The sequence below is a fragment of the Pseudomonas sp. Marseille-QA0892 genome, from assembly GCF_054950135.1.
Map to the genome: position 1 here is coordinate 1,337,944 of NZ_CM143104.1, position 14,143 is coordinate 1,352,086.

Consider the following 14,143-nt stretch of genomic DNA (forward strand, 5'->3'; position numbering starts at 1 on the left):
GCGCGTTGGCGGATGCCTTTAATCGCTTCGTTGCGCGTATTCACGCGTCCATTCGTGACGTATCCCAGAGCACCGAGGCGCTCAACAGCGTGACACGCAACGTGTTGAGTTCCTCGCAAGCAACGATGGCGCAATCGGGCAATCAGAGCCAGCGAACGGAAAGCGTTGCAGCAGCGATCAATCAGCTGGGGGCGGCCGCACAGGAAATCGCGGGTAATGCCGCGCATGCGTCTACCCAGGCGAGTACGGCGCGAACGGAAGGCGAAGAGGGGCGTGAAGTCCTGAAGGAAGCGCTTGAATCCATGCAGGCGCTTTCCCGCAAGATCGGCACCAGCTGCGAACATATCGAGGCGCTGAACACCAAGGCGGCCAACATCGGGCAGATTCTGGATGTGATCCGCGGGATTTCCGAGCAGACCAACCTGCTGGCATTGAACGCGGCCATTGAGGCAGCGCGTGCCGGCGAGGCCGGCCGTGGCTTTGCCGTGGTAGCCGACGAGGTTCGTTCGCTGGCCAGCCGCACACAGAGCTCGGCGCAGCAGATACAGCAGATGATCGAAGAGCTGCAGAGTGGCTCGCTCGATGCGGTCGAACTGATGAAGGAAAGCCAGCGGCAGAGCCTGCACAGCGTGCAGGTCGCTGAGCAGGCCGGCGTGACCATGAGCAATGTGACCGAGCGCATCGGCGAGATCGATGGGCAGAACCAGTCGGTTGCGGCCGCCACGGAAGAGCAGACCGCCGTGGTCGATACCATCAACATGGATATCAGCGAGATCAACCTGATCAACCAGCGCAGCGTCGACAACCTGCAAGCAACGCTGGAGGCCTGCAGTGCGCTGGAGCAGGAAGCCGACCGGCTACACCGCCTGGTGGGTGGCTTCCGGATCTGACGCTGGCGGCGTTTCCCTCCGGTAACGAAAAGGCCGAGTCTTTACGGACTCGGCCTTTCTTGCATCTGAAGCTCGGTTACTTGGGCTCGACGTAGTTGTCCAGCGACGTCTTGATGAGCGCCTTGGCTTCGGCAGCGTTGCCGAAACCGCTCAGCTCGACCTTCTTGCGGCCTGCGGGGAGCTGCTTGTAGACGTTGAAGAAGGCTTCGATGCGCTGGCGTTCGATCTCAGGCAGATCGTTGATGTCCTGGATGGCATCGTAGGTCGGATCGATCTTGGTGGCGGGCACGGCGATGATTTTCTCGTCGGCTTCACCGTCGTCCATCATTTTCAGATAGCCGATTGGCCGGACCTTGATCAGCACGCCTGGCGGCAGTGGCTCGCGGGTAAACACCATGGCATCGAGCGGGTCATTGTCCCCGGCAAGGCTACGGGTGATCGAACCATAGTTGGCGGGATACACCACGGGCATCGACTGGAACCGATCGACATAGACCAGGCCTTCTTCGTTGATCTCGTACTTGGTGAAACTGCCGGCCGGGATCTCGACCACCATGTTGATTTCGTCCGGCGCATTCTTGGTCTGCGCCGCCGCGTAGGGCTGGACGATGGTGGGTGCAGCCATGGCGAACGGGGCAGCCAACAGCAGCGCGCATCCAAGCACGCACAAGCGATTTCTCATTGTGACTCCTTCGAACGTGGTGAGGGTAAGCGCCTGCACCGGACGGTGCAGGCGTAGGCTTCAGGTGAGCTTCCGGCGCAGGCGCGCCGAGAGCCATTCCGAGGCGATAACGGTGGCGAAGATGAGCACGAAAATAATGCTCACCCGGTCCCAGGCCAGGTAGTTGATGGCGGCGTCCAGTTGCAATCCGATGCCACCGGCCCCCACGAGACCCAGTACGGTTGATTCACGAATGTTGATGTCCCAGCGGTACAGCGTAGTGCCCACGAAGCTCGGCATGATCTGTGGAATGACGCCAAACTGAAGGACCTGGAGGCGTCCCGCGCCTGTGGTGCCGATGGCTTCGACCGGGGATGGATCGATCTCCTCGATGGCCTCGTACAGCAACTTGCCGACGAACCCGATCGAGCGCAGGGCGATGGCGATGATGCCGGCGAGTACGCCCGGGCCAAGCATGGCGACCAGCAGCATCGCCCAGATCAGCGAGTTGATGGAGCGCGACGAGACGATCACCAGCAGGGCAAACGCGCGGACTACGGGGGAGGGCGTTGTGTTTTGTGCCGCGAGAAAGGCCAGCGGGAACGCCAGCACCACCCCAAGGGCAGTGCCGAGCGTGGCGATGTTGAGCGTATCCCAAAGGGGCTGCAGCAGTGCCGGGGTGTAGTCCCACTGCGGTGGAATCATCCGGGCGATCAGGTTTGCACCCTGGTTGCCCGCATCGCTGACGAACTCCCAAAGGGTGTTCTCGGAGATGAAGCGCGCGCTGAAGACGATCAGGATCGCCAGGGCGAACCAGCCGAGCCAGTGAGCCCATTCCTGCCGGGTCGTGCGGCGTCGCCAGATGGGCTCGTTGGAAGCGGTATGAGTTACAGGCATTGAAGAAGTCTCACTGGGTCCAGCGGCGAACGTGGCCAGACAGGTATTCGGCTGCGAGGACGATGCCGATGATGATCAGCAGGATGGCGGCCGCCGTGTCGTATTCGTAGCGATCCATGGCCGTACCCAGCGTGGCGCCGATACCGCCGGCACCGACGATGCCGATGACGGCTGATTCGCGGAAGTTGATATCCAGCCGGTACAGGGAAAGCCCGATCAGCCGCGGCATCACCTGCGGTTGCACCGCCTGGTTGAGCACCTGCCACCAGCCAGCCCCTGTAGCGCGAATACCTTCGACCGGCCGCGGATCGATGTCCTCGATGTCTTCGGCCAGCAGCTTGGCCATGAAGCCGATCGTGGCGAACGCGAGCGTGGCGACGCCGGCCAGTGGGCCGAAACCGAACATAACAACGAACAGGATGGCGATGATCACTTCCTGGAACGTCCGTGACACCATGATCACGCCGCGGCAGAACAGGTAGATCGGCAATGGCGCCAGATTGCGGGCCGCCCCCAGGCCGACCGGAATGGCCAGCAGGATGCCAAGTGCCGTGGCGACCAGCGTCATCGTGAGGCTTTCCAGCAGGCCTTCGAGGATATCGCCGCCGCGGCTGGTGAAGTCGGGGTGGATGAAACCAGCTGCGAAGGCAAGTCCTCGGGTCCAGCCTTCGGAGATGCGATTCCAGTCGAGGTGGATGCTGTTGCCGGCCAGGACCAGATACAGCAGTACCAGTCCATAGATCACCCAGCGTTGGGTCTGGCTGGAAAAGGCCGACGGCGGGTTCCAGTGACCGTCGCGAGCGAGATCAATGCGCGAGGTGGAAACCGTCATCGTGCGAGCGCCTGTTGCGGTGCGTAGACATGGGCGCGTTGAGGCGTGGAAACGGGCTCGTCCTCACTCGTTTCATCGTCGGTCGCGGCGCTGTCGTAGGCGTTGTCCCAGTCTTCCTCGCCGTAGATGCGCGTCAGAGTCTCGGCATCGAGTGCGGTGGGCGGGCCGTCGAAAACGATACGGCCTGCGTGCAGCCCGACGATCCGGTCCGAGAAACGTCGTGCCAGGTCTACGTCATGAATGTTGATGATGGCGGTCAACCCGCGCTCCTCGCAGAGCTCGCGGATCAGACGCATGATCTGTCGGGAGGTCTTGGGGTCGAGACTGGCGGTGGGTTCGTCGATCAGCATCAGTTCCGGATTTTGCAGCAGGGCGCGTGCGATGCCGACCCGCTGACGCTGGCCTCCGGAGAGTTCATCGGCGCGCTTGTCGATGGCGTGTGCCAGGCCCACGCGCTCGAGCAGGCGAAACGCTTCACGCACGTCTTCTCTTGGATAGCGCCGCCAGAAGCTGCGCCAGAAGCCCACATAGCCCAAGCGGCCAGACAGGACGTTCTCCATCACGGTCAGGCGATCGACGAGGGCGTGGTCCTGGAAGATCATGCCCATCCGGCGGCGCGCCTTGCGCAGCGACCCGGCGCGCAGCCCGGTCAAGGCGAGCCCATCGAGGCGAATCTCACCATCGGTAGGTTCGACCAGCCGGTTGATGCAGCGGATCAGGGTGCTCTTGCCCGCGCCGGACGGCCCGATCAGGGCCATGACCTGGCCCTTGGGCAGCGACAGGCGAATATCGGTCAACGCCTGGTCGCCGCTGGCATAGCGCTTGTTGAGGCGTTCGATTTCGAGCAGGGTCATGTCGGCCTCCTCAAGGCACTCATCAGGGCGGTGGTGGAAGCCGGCGAACCGGCTTCGGAGCGGCTGGAAATCACTTCTCGCACTGGTAGCTCACGTCCATGGCCTGGTCGATCTTGCGGACGACTTCCCAGTGCTGCTTGTAGGTGATCGGGATGAATTGAGCCTGCCCGGAGTTCTTGAATTCCGCTTCGAGTGCGGAACCTTTCCATTCGAAAGTCTCGAACCCTTCACGCACTTTCTCGGCCAGTTCCGGCTTGAGGTTGTAGACGTAGCCGTAGGCGGTAGTCGGGAAGGTCTGGGAGGTGTAGAGGGACTTGTACTGGTCTTCCTTCACCACGCCGCGGGCCTGCATCTGATTCAGGACGGAGTTGGCAATGGCCGCGGCGTCGTAGTCGTGGTTGACCACGCCCATGATCGAGTTGTCATGCTTGCCAGAGAAGGCTGTCTTGAAGTCCTTGTCGGCTTCGAGGTTGAACTCGGACTTGAGCAGGGCCGATGGCGCCTTGAAACCTGAGTTGGAAGTGGGGGAGGTGAAGGCCAGGGTATGGCCTTTCAAGCCCTCGACATTGTCGATGCCGCTACCTGGATAGGTGATGATTTCCATCTGGTAGCCGTAGTCGCCATTTTCGTCCGCCATCATGGTGAACGGTACGAAGCCGGCGCAGTTGACGGCCAGTGGAACCGAACCGGTGTTGAAGCCGGCGATGTGCAGGCGGCCGGCGCGCATGGCTTCAAGCTGGGCGGCGTTGGACTGCACCGGGAAGAACTTCACCTTCTTGCCCGTGACCTTTTCCATGTGCTGAAGGAACTCGTCCCAGACCTTGGCGTAAACAGCCGGGTCTTCGACCGGGGTGTAGGCGAAGATCAGGGTGTTTGGATCAACCCAGGCCTTGGGATCGGTAGGCGCATCCGCGACCATGTCGCCGGCTGTATCGGTGTAGCGTGCCGCCAGGTCGGCCGCATGGGTAACGCTTGCCAGAGGGGCGAGCAGGGTGCACAGCAGACTGAGGTGCAGACGTTTTTTCAGCATGACGACTTCCTTGAGGGCATCCATTGAATGCGGCCACGATAAGTCGCTTGTTTGACGTTTTTCCTGCAGTGCGATGACAGAAATGTTGCAGTGCGGTTTTAGCCTCATGCGCTGTGCGTGCGATGAGGCTGAACCGTGTCAAAACCGGCGTGCTTTCTGGGGCTGAAACCGGTTCACATCCCTAATGCTTAACTGAACGTAAGCTGAACAAGTTGTCAGCAAAGGCTTCCGTTTCAGGGTTTGTCATCTTCGCGCCGGATGATTGTCGCTTGGGTTGAACCTTTGCCGAGTGATGCCTCTCTTTGAAAGGTAGGTTTGAAAAGGAGCGTATGCGTATGCTGGAGAGCGAAGCGGTAGCCACCGTTTACCCGCCCGCGGTCATTTGCCAAGATTTCTCGACTGCAGACACCTCAAGTGCACCCCTCAAACACCGTGCGACCGTACTTTGCCGTCGAGGCGATGAAATTTTGCTCGTGCGCAAGGCACGTTCCAAATGGTCATTGCCAGGCGGCAAGATCGAGCGCGAAGAAACGCCAGAGGAAGCCGCATTGCGCGAGCTGGCGGAGGAAACCGGGCTGGAAGGCCAGCGTGCCGAATTCCTTACCTCAGTGGAGTGGAAAAATACGCGCCATTACCTGTTCGCGGTCGATATCCCGGACGATCGTTCCCCGTGTGCCGCCAACGAAATCAAGGCGTGCTGCTGGATGAAGGCCGGTGAGATGGCGACGCGCCGCGTCCGCCGCTCGGCGCGCTGGCTGGTAGGCATCTAAAAAGGTTGGGTTCGGCACGAGCGTGCCATAAGAAGGGTCGACGAGAGCCGTACGACAGACTCGGCTCTCGGCGGTGTCGCTTAACGAGCCGGTTCGCCTGCGAACATGTGTTCGGTAGGCAAATCATGCGGAGCATCGAGACGCTCCTGCAGTGTGCTCGCGTAGCTCTGAGCCTCGTCTGCGGTATAGAACCGCATCTCAAGGCCGCCTACGTGTACCTTCCAGGCCGGTGGACTGGCCAGTTCATCCAAGACAACCGAAACGGTCTGCATCAGAATCTCCTGTCGCTTGACCAGAGGAGGTGCCACCTTGGCGGGACCGAAGGCGGCTGTCAAGCCCGGGGTTTCAGAGCGCGCATGTCGTGCGTCGTTTCGCTTCGAGCGGTCCAGAATTTGACCGGTCAGTCTTCTGTACAGAGCACAGGGTTTTCAGCATCGAAGCGGGCGTTGCGCAATATGTCATCCACGGTGCGCAGCAGTAGATCGGGCGTGAATGGCTTGGTGATCAATTGCATTCTCGCGCCCAGGAACTGGTCACGATTGGTGGCGCCCTCGGCATAGCCCGTCACAAATAGCACGGGTAGACGAGGGCGCAGTTGCTGCATTACTTCGGCCAGCTGCCGGCCGTTCATGCCCGGCAATCCAACGTCAGTCACCAATAAATCCAGGGCCGGCAGGCTATCCAGTATGTCGAGTGCCTGCTGGCCGTTACTCACGGTATGCACTTGATAACCATGTTCGGACAGAACGTCCCGGTTTATGACCCGTACAGAATCATCATCTTCGACGACTAGAATGTGCTGGCCGGTACCGATGGCGCCCTGGCTGACCGTTTGCGGGTTGACGACAGCTGGTGTAGAGGCAATGGGAAGGCAGATCGTGGCGAGCGTGCCGCGGCCCACTTCACTTGAAAGGAACAGGCGCCCCCGACTCTGCCGGGCAAACCCATAGACCATCGAAAGGCCAAGCCCGGTGCCTTGCCCCTGCGGTTTGGTGGTGAAGAAGGGGTCACAGACCTTGTCCAGCAAGGAGGGCGGAATGCCCGTTCCAGTATCCTGGACATCGAGGCAGATATAGTCGCCTGGTGTCATGTGATGAATGGAAGCCTGCTCGGCATCCAGATGGAAAGGACGAGTGCGGATGTGAATGGTACCGCCATCCGGCATGGCATCCCGGGCATTGATGACCAGGTTAAGCAGCGCATTCTCGAGCTGGTTGCTGTCGGCGAGTACGCTACCGACGGTTGAATCCAGCTCGAATTCGATCCTGATTTGCTCAGTCACCGTCCGGCGTAGCAACTCGCTAAGCGACATGACCAATTCGTCGATTGCCATGGCGCGTGATTCCAGCGACTGGCGCCTTGAAAAGGCCAGCAGACGCTGTGTCAGCGCAGCAGCCCGGCTGGCCGACGCCTGGGCAATGTCGAGGTAACGCGGAAGGCTGTCGAAATCGGATTTGGCCAGGCGCAACCGCATGAGATCCAGCGATCCAAGTACGCCGGTCAGCATGTTGTTGAAGTCGTGGGCGATGCCGCCCGTCAACTGGCCCACCGCTTCCATCTTCAATGAATGGCGCAACTGCTCCTCGGCCTGCGAGCGTACGGCTGTCTCGTCACGAAGCTTGGCCAAAGTGGATTCAAGGTCCTGGGTGCGGGCCTTGACCTTGGCCTCCAGCTCTTCATTGAAACGCCGGAGCGCAAGCTGTGCGTGCTTCTCTTCGTTGATGTCGACGATCATGCTGGCCGCACCGATGAGCTCGCCCTGTTCGTCGTACAGAGGGGCGGCGCTGACGCGCGTCCAGAACTCTCGCGCTTCGGTCCGGAAGCAGAAATCCATTCCGGTGACGGTCTCTCCTCGCAAGGCGCGGGCCCCTGCGAACTGGTCGGGTTCAATGATGCGCCCGTTTTCATCAAGCCCAATCCAGCGGTTCGTCTGCCCCCGGTCACGCGACGGAATCACATCGTTGGGCACGAAGCTGCGATAGAGCGTATTGCTGATCAGCGAACGCCCATCCTTGTTCATGAAGCTCACGCCGACCGGCAGGTTTTCAAGCAGCGTGGTCAGCCGCGAACGCTCTTCGGCCAACTCCGAAAGGCGGTCTCGCATATCGAACTGACGTAGCCGTGAGCGCAGGGCGCTGTTCACGATGCTGACCAGCGAAACCAGGCTCACCTCGGTTTCGAGGATGGCGAAGTTGGTAACGGTCGGAAAAGCACCGGCCACGCGCATTTCGATAGCTTCCGGGCTGCTACCCATGACTATCAGGGGTATGGCGGACCAGTCGGGCTGGTGACTCAGCGCATCGTTCAAGCTGGACAGGTCCTGATCCAGCATCGATTCAGTCAGCAGAATCAAACCGGTGCAGGAATCCAGTCTCGACGCGAGCATGGAGATGTCGTCGCATCGTTCGACGCTGTTGCGCTCGGCCAGCGACGCGACCAGGCGGTCCTGATCCGGGCCAGGCTCGGCGCAGACGAAGAGCTTTAGTACGGAAAGAGAATTATCGGTGTTCACACGCCAACTCGTCGGAAGAGTGCAAGCAGATTCAGGTAATGCGAGACGGCGCCGTGCGCCGATCGGATCTGCCAGGTTAGCGGCGCAATCCCTGAGTTCTTGATGACCGTTCCGCGGTTGACCTCGAAACGAAGCGGCTGTTCATCGGGGCTGAGCTGAAAGGGGCGCGATTGAACGCGGGTTGCTGCCGATTTGCAATGGCCTGATTGCCTCAGGCTCATGCGATGGACGGCGCTGTGCCAGCCAAAGCGCCGTCGTATAGCGGTTGGTGAGCGTCCGTTGAATTTTCGATTCAACACAGCCGCTTCGATTCGACGGATTCCGCATTGCCAATAAAGGGGTCTTCAAATACTGTATATGCAAACAGTATTCATGCCCCTGGGGCAGGTTAGGAGAGGGTAAAGACATGTACGTGACCGATTCCTGGAGGGCGTTCTGATGGGCTCGGTCGTTGCACTGGATACCCTGTTCGACCAGCGTCGGGTATGGAAAGGGAAGGTCGCGCGGCCGCAACCGAGTGCCCAGCCCACCGGTATCGCTGAGCTCGATGCGGTACTACCCAGCGGCGGTTGGCCCGAGTCCGCCCTGAGTGAGGTGCTGTTGCCGGCCGAAGGCTGTGGAGAGCTGCAGTTGCTTTGGCCTACCGTGGCTCGCTTGACCCAACAGGCAGAGCGGGTGGTGCTGGTTGCACCGCCCCATGTTCCCTATCCCCACGCCTGGCTCGCGGCGGGTGTCGACTTGCGCTGGCTGACGATCATCGAGGCCAATACGAAGGAGGCGCTCTGGGCCGCAGAACAATGCCTGCGCTCGGGCAGTTGCGGCGCTGTGTTGAGTTGGCCTGTCCAGGCTGATGACCGTGCGCTTCGGCGCTTGCAAGTCGCCGCCGAAACCGGGCAAACGCTGGCCTTTGCCATGCGCCCACTACGTGAGGCGGCCAATCCGTCCCCAGCGGCATTGCGCCTGTGCGTGGAAACCCGGCCAAACCGGGTGAGCGTCTTGAAGTGCCGGGGCGGGCTCGCGCCGGATGTGGCCATTCCCTTGGCGGTCAGCCATTGAGAGGCCGTCATGCGCTGGGCTTGCATCCTGTTTCCTCAATTGGCACTGGACGGTGTCCTCCGTCACCGTGAAAACCCTTCAGACCCCCTTGCGCTGATAAGCGGTACGCCAGGGCGACGTATTGTTCAGACGCTCAATCCCGCTGCCCGGGAGTTGGGGTTGAAGCCAGGGATGACGCTGACGGCCGCCCAGGCCATAAGCCGATCCTTCGACACCGCTGAATACGACGAAGACGCCATTGAGCGCTGGCAGACATTTCTTGCCGCATGGGCCTATGGGTTCAGTTCGCAGGTCAGCCTGTACTACCCCCGTGCGCTGGTCATGGAAGTCGAATCCAGCCTCGGACTTTTTGGGCCATGGCCACGCTTCGAGTCACGCCTGCGAGAGGAGCTGGCTTCACTGGGATTTCGCCATCGCATCACAGTGGCGCCGAACCCCGTGGCGGCCCGGATGCTTGCCAATGCACACGACGGTATCGCGGTAGCCGATAACAGCGAGCTGCGCAGGGTGCTGGGGAAGATGCCGGTCGATCGGCTCGGGTTGAAACCTGAAGCCAGTACGGCCTTTTCACGGATGGGGGTTCGCACGCTTCGGCAGATGCTGGAATTGCCTCGCGACACCCTGGCGCGACGCTTCCCGGCTGATCTTCTGCGCCATCTGGATACGCTCCTAGGCGCCCGTGGTATAGCGCTGGAGTGCTACCTGCCGCCCGATTCGTTCGATACGCGGCTTGAGCTCAACTTTGAAGTCGAATCGAATCAGGCGCTCTTGTTCCCGTTGCGCCGACTTACCGCCGATTTGGCCGCGTTCCTGGCTGGTCGGGACAGTGGGGTCCAGCGCTTCTTCATTTATCTGGAGCATCGCAACCTGCCGGATACGGAGTTGCCTATTGGCCTGCTCAGCGCCGAGCGCGAAGCCAATGTGCTTTTCGAACTGGCCAAAGGGCGGCTCGAGCAACTCACGGTTCCTGCGCCAGTGCTGGCCATGCGGCTATTGGCGCAGGACCTTCCGGAGTTTCTGCCCGAACGCCGTGAACTCTTTGACGAACGTCCTCAGCAGAACCTCAGCTGGGAGCGCCTGCGGGAGCGGTTGAGGGCGCGCTTGGGTGATGAAGCCGTCGGTGCGATCGTACCGGTGGCCGACTACCGTCCCGAATGTGCGTGGCGGATCGACGAGCCTTCGAAACGCAGCGCGGCCTTCGAATCCAGGCTGAGGCCGGGGTGGCTGCTGCGCGACCCCGAACCCTTCGCTGAACCGGTCTATCGCATCCTGGCCGGGCCCGAACGAATCGAATCGGGCTGGTGGGATCATCGGGACCGCTGCCGCTACTACTATTGGATCGAAACGCCCGATGGCCGCCGTGCCTGGGTATTTCGCTCGCTGAAGGAGGGCGGTGCTTTCCAGCTACAAGGGTGGCTTTCATGACCCGGTACGCCGAGTTGCACTGCCTCTCCAATTTCAGTTTCCAGCGGGGTGCCTCTACCGCTCAGGAGCTTTTCGAGCGTGCTGCTCGGGAAGGCTATGAGGCGTTGGCAATCACGGATGAGTGCACGCTGGCCGGCATCGTTCGCGCCTGGCAGGCCTCGAAGAAAACGCAGTTGGCCCTCATCGTCGGCAGCGAAATGAGCCTGGATAAAGGGCCGAAGATGGTGCTGCTCGCCGAATCACTGCAGGGCTACCAGACCCTTTGCCGCGTGATCAGCCAAGCCCGAGGGCGGGCCGAGAAGGGCAGCTATCAACTGGTGCACGACGACTTTCGGCACGGTACCGACGGCCTGCTCGCACTCTGGATTCCCGATGAGGCTTGCACGCTGGCACATGGGCACTGGTTGAGATCCATTTTTGGTGACCGGCTGTGGCTGGGTGTGGAATTGCACCAGGGCCCGGATGACAAAGCGCGCCTCACCCAGCTCACACAGGCGGCGGCTCTGCTCGAAATACCCATGGTGGCTGCGGGTGACGTGCACATGCATGCCCGCGGACGCCGCGCCCTGCAGGACACCATGACTGCCATCAGGCACCACTGCACGGTGGCGGAGGCCGGTTTCCGGTTGTTTCCCAATGGTGAGCGTCACCTGCGTTCGCGCGAACTCCTGGCCGATCGCTACCCTGCCGAGCTGTTGGCAGAAACGGTCCGCCTCTCACAGCGCTGCCGCTTTAGCCTCGATCAACTCAAATACGAGTATCCGCACGAGGTAGTCGGCAAGGGGCACACGCCGGCCTCATGGCTGCGTCACCTGACCGAGGTTGGCATTCGTCATCGCTGGCCCGAAGGCATCGGGCCGAGCGCACGTGCTCAGATCGAGAAAGAACTCAAACTCATCTCGGAGTTGAAGTACGAAAGTTACTTCCTCACGGTGCACGACATCGTCGCATTTGCCCGCCGCCAGGGCATTCTTTGTCAGGGGCGCGGTTCGGCTGCGAACTCGGCTGTATGCTTCGCGCTCGGCATCACGGAGCTCGATCCCGGGCGGGTGAACCTGCTGTTCGAGCGTTTCATTTCGAAGGAGCGCAATGAGCCGCCCGATATCGATGTGGACTTCGAGCATGAACGCCGGGAAGAGGTTATCCAGTACGTCTTCCAGCGCTACGGACGTCGCCGCGCGGCGATCACCGCCGTAGCAAGCACCTATCATGGCGCCGGCGCTGTTCGGGACGTTGCCAAGGCGCTTGGCCTGCCGCCCGATCAGGTGAATGCCCTGGCCAACTGCTGTGGTCGCTGGAGTGATCAGATTCCGCCGCCCGAGCGGCTGCGCGAAGAGGGCTTCGATCCCGACAGCCCCGTCATTCATCAGGTGATGGTGCTGACAGAAGAACTGATCGGCTTCCCCCGGCATCTGTCCCAGCACCCCGGCGGCTTCGTGATTTCCGAGCAACCCCTCGACACGCTCGTCCCTGTCGAGAACGCCAGCATGCCAGGCCGGACCGTGATTCAGTGGGACAAGGACGATCTGGACCTGCTCGGGTTGCTCAAGGTCGATATCCTCGCGCTGGGCATGTTGACGGCGCTCAAGCGCTGCTTCGACCTTGTCGCTCGGTATCGTCAGCGGTCGCCTTTAACCATTGCGACCATTCCGGCTGAAGACCCGGCCACCTACGAGATGATCAGCCGCGCCGACACCATGGGCGTGTTCCAGATCGAGTCGCGAGCCCAGATGTCGATGTTGCCCAGGCTTAAACCCAGAACCTTCTACGATCTGGTCATCGAGGTGGCTATCGTACGGCCTGGCCCCATCGTGGGTGACATGGTGCATCCCTATCTGCGCAGGCGTAACGGCCTGGAACCGGTCGTGTATCCCAACGATAAGCTGCGCAAGGTGTTCGAGCGCACCCTGGGTGTGCCGCTGTTCCAGGAACAGGTGATGGAGCTGGCAATCGTGGCGGCCGACTATTCGCCCGGTGAAGCCGACCAGCTACGGCGCTCGATGGCGGCCTGGAAGCGTCATGGTGGGCTGGAGCCGCACCAGAAGCGGCTCATGGAACGCATGAATGCCAATGGCTACACACAGGAATTCGCCGAGCGCATCTTCGAGCAGATCAAGGGCTTCGGCAGCTATGGGTTTCCCGAATCGCACGCGGCAAGCTTTGCGCTCATTACCTATGCCAGCTGCTGGTTGAAATGCCATGAGCCGGCTGCCTTTACCGCAGCGCTGATCAACAGCTGGCCCATGGGTTTTTATAGCCCCGATCAGCTGCTTCAGCATGCACGCCGGCAGGGCATCAAGACGCTGCCTGTCGATGTGCGCTACAGCGATTGGGATTGCACCCTCGAAGGAGAAGGGCGGGGCGGCCAGCCCGGAATCCGTCTCGGCATGCGCATGATTCGCGGGTTCAGAGAGAACGACGCCAGGCAGATCATGCAGGCCCGCTCTCTGGCGAATTTCACGACTGTCGATGATCTGGTACGCCGCGCCGGGCTCGAACGCCATGCGTCTGAGCGGCTCGCGGATGCGGGGGCACTGCGAAGCCTGGCCGGGCATCGGCACAAGGCGCGCTGGGCGGTGGCAGGCGTCGAAGTGCAGCGGCCGCTGTTCGAAGACCAACCTGCGACGTTGGAGGCCCAGGTCAGCCTGCCGCTGCCTTCGGTGGGTGAGGACGTGCGCGCCGATTACGACACCGTCGGTACAACGCTGAACCATCATCCCATCAAGTTGCTGCGCGGTGCGTTAAGAGCGCAGCGCTGCAGGGCTTCACGCGACTTGAAGGCCATTGAGCATGGGCGGTTCATCTCCATTGCAGGCCTGGTCGTTGGCCGGCAGCGGCCGGGCACAGCAGGAGGGACGGTCTTCGTGACCCTTGAAGACGAGTTCGGCATGGTCAATATCGTCGTCTGGAAAGACCTCGCCGAACGGCAGCGCCGCGCATTGCTGGAGTCGAGATTGATGAAGGTGGAAGGGCGACTCGAATCGGAAGGTGGCGTCATTCATGTCATTGCCCGCCGGATGATCGACCTCACGTCACTGCTCACCGGGCTTGATGTGCGTAGCCGGGATTTCCAATAGTCCCGCTTCAGGTCGGGATCGAGCCACGTCAGTACGGCTGGCCCTGATCGCTTTTTCAGATTTCCAGCACAGCATTAAAGGGCTATTCACTCGTGCAGCCTCCGGCTGAACTCGTGCCAATACAATCCATTACATTTCA

Annotated in this window: 12 protein-coding genes; 5 read left to right on the top strand and 7 right to left on the bottom strand. The window is 61.1% G+C overall.

What is annotated here, in order from left to right:
* Nucleotides 1-125 precede the first annotated feature (125 nt).
* On the top strand, nucleotides 126-890 hold the full coding sequence (locus tag ACY8D3_RS06245; protein ID WP_462384268.1) for a methyl-accepting chemotaxis protein: 765 nt from the start codon (nucleotides 126-128) through the stop codon (nucleotides 888-890).
* Nucleotides 891-966: 76 nt separating this feature from the next.
* On the opposite strand, the gene ACY8D3_RS06250 is transcribed toward ACY8D3_RS06245, so the two are convergent.
* The 5 genes from ACY8D3_RS06250 to phnD form a co-directional block, all read right to left on the bottom strand.
* Complete coding sequence (locus ACY8D3_RS06250; RefSeq protein ID WP_462382583.1) at nucleotides 967-1,572, bottom strand: inorganic diphosphatase; 606 nt, start codon at nucleotides 1,570-1,572, stop codon at nucleotides 967-969.
* A 60-nt stretch (nucleotides 1,573-1,632) separates the two neighbouring features.
* A complete protein-coding gene (gene phnE / locus ACY8D3_RS06255) occupies nucleotides 1,633-2,448 on the bottom strand; it encodes a phosphonate ABC transporter, permease protein PhnE (RefSeq protein ID WP_462382585.1) in 816 nt (271 codons plus the stop codon).
* Nucleotides 2,449-2,458: 10 nt separating this feature from the next.
* Nucleotides 2,459-3,280 carry a phosphonate ABC transporter, permease protein PhnE gene (gene phnE, locus ACY8D3_RS06260; RefSeq protein ID WP_462382586.1) on the bottom strand — a complete coding sequence of 274 codons (822 nt, stop codon included), beginning with the start codon at nucleotides 3,278-3,280 and terminating at the stop codon, nucleotides 2,459-2,461.
* A complete protein-coding gene (gene phnC, locus ACY8D3_RS06265; RefSeq protein WP_462382587.1) occupies nucleotides 3,277-4,134 on the bottom strand; it encodes a phosphonate ABC transporter ATP-binding protein in 858 nt (285 codons plus the stop codon). The genes phnE (ACY8D3_RS06260) and phnC overlap by 4 nt, the downstream gene beginning before the upstream one ends.
* Nucleotides 4,135-4,204: 70 nt before the next feature.
* A complete protein-coding gene (phnD, locus tag ACY8D3_RS06270; RefSeq protein ID WP_462382588.1) occupies nucleotides 4,205-5,164 on the bottom strand; it encodes a phosphate/phosphite/phosphonate ABC transporter substrate-binding protein in 960 nt (319 codons plus the stop codon).
* A gap of 335 nt (nucleotides 5,165-5,499) precedes the next feature.
* On the opposite strand from phnD, the gene ACY8D3_RS06275 reads away from it, so the two are divergent.
* Nucleotides 5,500-5,934, top strand: a complete 435-nt coding sequence (locus ACY8D3_RS06275) for an NUDIX hydrolase (protein ID WP_462382590.1) — start codon at nucleotides 5,500-5,502, stop codon at nucleotides 5,932-5,934.
* A gap of 80 nt (nucleotides 5,935-6,014) precedes the next feature.
* Here ACY8D3_RS06275 and ACY8D3_RS06280 read toward each other — a convergent pair whose 3' ends face one another.
* Both ACY8D3_RS06280 and ACY8D3_RS06285 read right to left on the bottom strand, forming a co-directional pair.
* Nucleotides 6,015-6,206, bottom strand: coding sequence for a hypothetical protein (locus ACY8D3_RS06280; RefSeq protein ID WP_462382592.1), 192 nt, complete (start codon nucleotides 6,204-6,206; stop codon nucleotides 6,015-6,017).
* A gap of 128 nt (nucleotides 6,207-6,334) precedes the next feature.
* Nucleotides 6,335-8,446, bottom strand: coding sequence for an ATP-binding protein (locus tag ACY8D3_RS06285; protein ID WP_462382594.1), 2,112 nt, complete (start codon nucleotides 8,444-8,446; stop codon nucleotides 6,335-6,337).
* Nucleotides 8,447-8,884: 438 nt separating this feature from the next.
* Here ACY8D3_RS06285 and imuA point away from each other — a divergent pair, with 438 nt between their 5' ends.
* The 3 genes from imuA to ACY8D3_RS06300 are packed head-to-tail and all read left to right on the top strand — an operon-like array spanning nucleotide 8,885 to nucleotide 14,004.
* Nucleotides 8,885-9,502 carry a translesion DNA synthesis-associated protein ImuA gene (imuA, locus tag ACY8D3_RS06290; protein WP_462382596.1) on the top strand — a complete coding sequence of 206 codons (618 nt, stop codon included), beginning with the start codon at nucleotides 8,885-8,887 and terminating at the stop codon, nucleotides 9,500-9,502.
* 9 nt (nucleotides 9,503-9,511) lie between these two features.
* Nucleotides 9,512-10,927, top strand: coding sequence for a Y-family DNA polymerase (locus tag ACY8D3_RS06295; protein ID WP_462382598.1), 1,416 nt, complete (start codon nucleotides 9,512-9,514; stop codon nucleotides 10,925-10,927).
* Entirely contained in the window at nucleotides 10,924-14,004 is a 3,081-nt protein-coding gene (locus ACY8D3_RS06300) for an error-prone DNA polymerase (RefSeq protein ID WP_462382600.1), read from the top strand. The genes ACY8D3_RS06295 and ACY8D3_RS06300 overlap by 4 nt, the downstream gene beginning before the upstream one ends.
* Nucleotides 14,005-14,143: the final 139 nt, after the last annotated feature.

Coding starts and splice junctions, on each gene's coding strand:
- ACY8D3_RS06300 (WP_462382600.1), top strand. CDS start 10,924: ATGACCCGGTACGCCGAGTTGCACTGCCTCTCCAATTTCAGTTTCCAG.
- phnD (WP_462382588.1), bottom strand. CDS start 5,164: ATGCTGAAAAAACGTCTGCACCTCAGTCTGCTGTGCACCCTGCTCGCC.
- ACY8D3_RS06250 (WP_462382583.1), bottom strand. CDS start 1,572: ATGAGAAATCGCTTGTGCGTGCTTGGATGCGCGCTGCTGTTGGCTGCC.
- ACY8D3_RS06245 (WP_462384268.1), top strand. CDS start 126: ATGGCGCAATCGGGCAATCAGAGCCAGCGAACGGAAAGCGTTGCAGCA.
- phnE (WP_462382586.1), bottom strand. CDS start 3,280: ATGACGGTTTCCACCTCGCGCATTGATCTCGCTCGCGACGGTCACTGG.
- imuA (WP_462382596.1), top strand. CDS start 8,885: ATGGGCTCGGTCGTTGCACTGGATACCCTGTTCGACCAGCGTCGGGTA.
- ACY8D3_RS06280 (WP_462382592.1), bottom strand. CDS start 6,206: ATGCAGACCGTTTCGGTTGTCTTGGATGAACTGGCCAGTCCACCGGCC.
- ACY8D3_RS06275 (WP_462382590.1), top strand. CDS start 5,500: ATGCTGGAGAGCGAAGCGGTAGCCACCGTTTACCCGCCCGCGGTCATT.
- ACY8D3_RS06295 (WP_462382598.1), top strand. CDS start 9,512: ATGCGCTGGGCTTGCATCCTGTTTCCTCAATTGGCACTGGACGGTGTC.
- phnE (WP_462382585.1), bottom strand. CDS start 2,448: ATGCCTGTAACTCATACCGCTTCCAACGAGCCCATCTGGCGACGCCGC.
- phnC (WP_462382587.1), bottom strand. CDS start 4,134: ATGACCCTGCTCGAAATCGAACGCCTCAACAAGCGCTATGCCAGCGGC.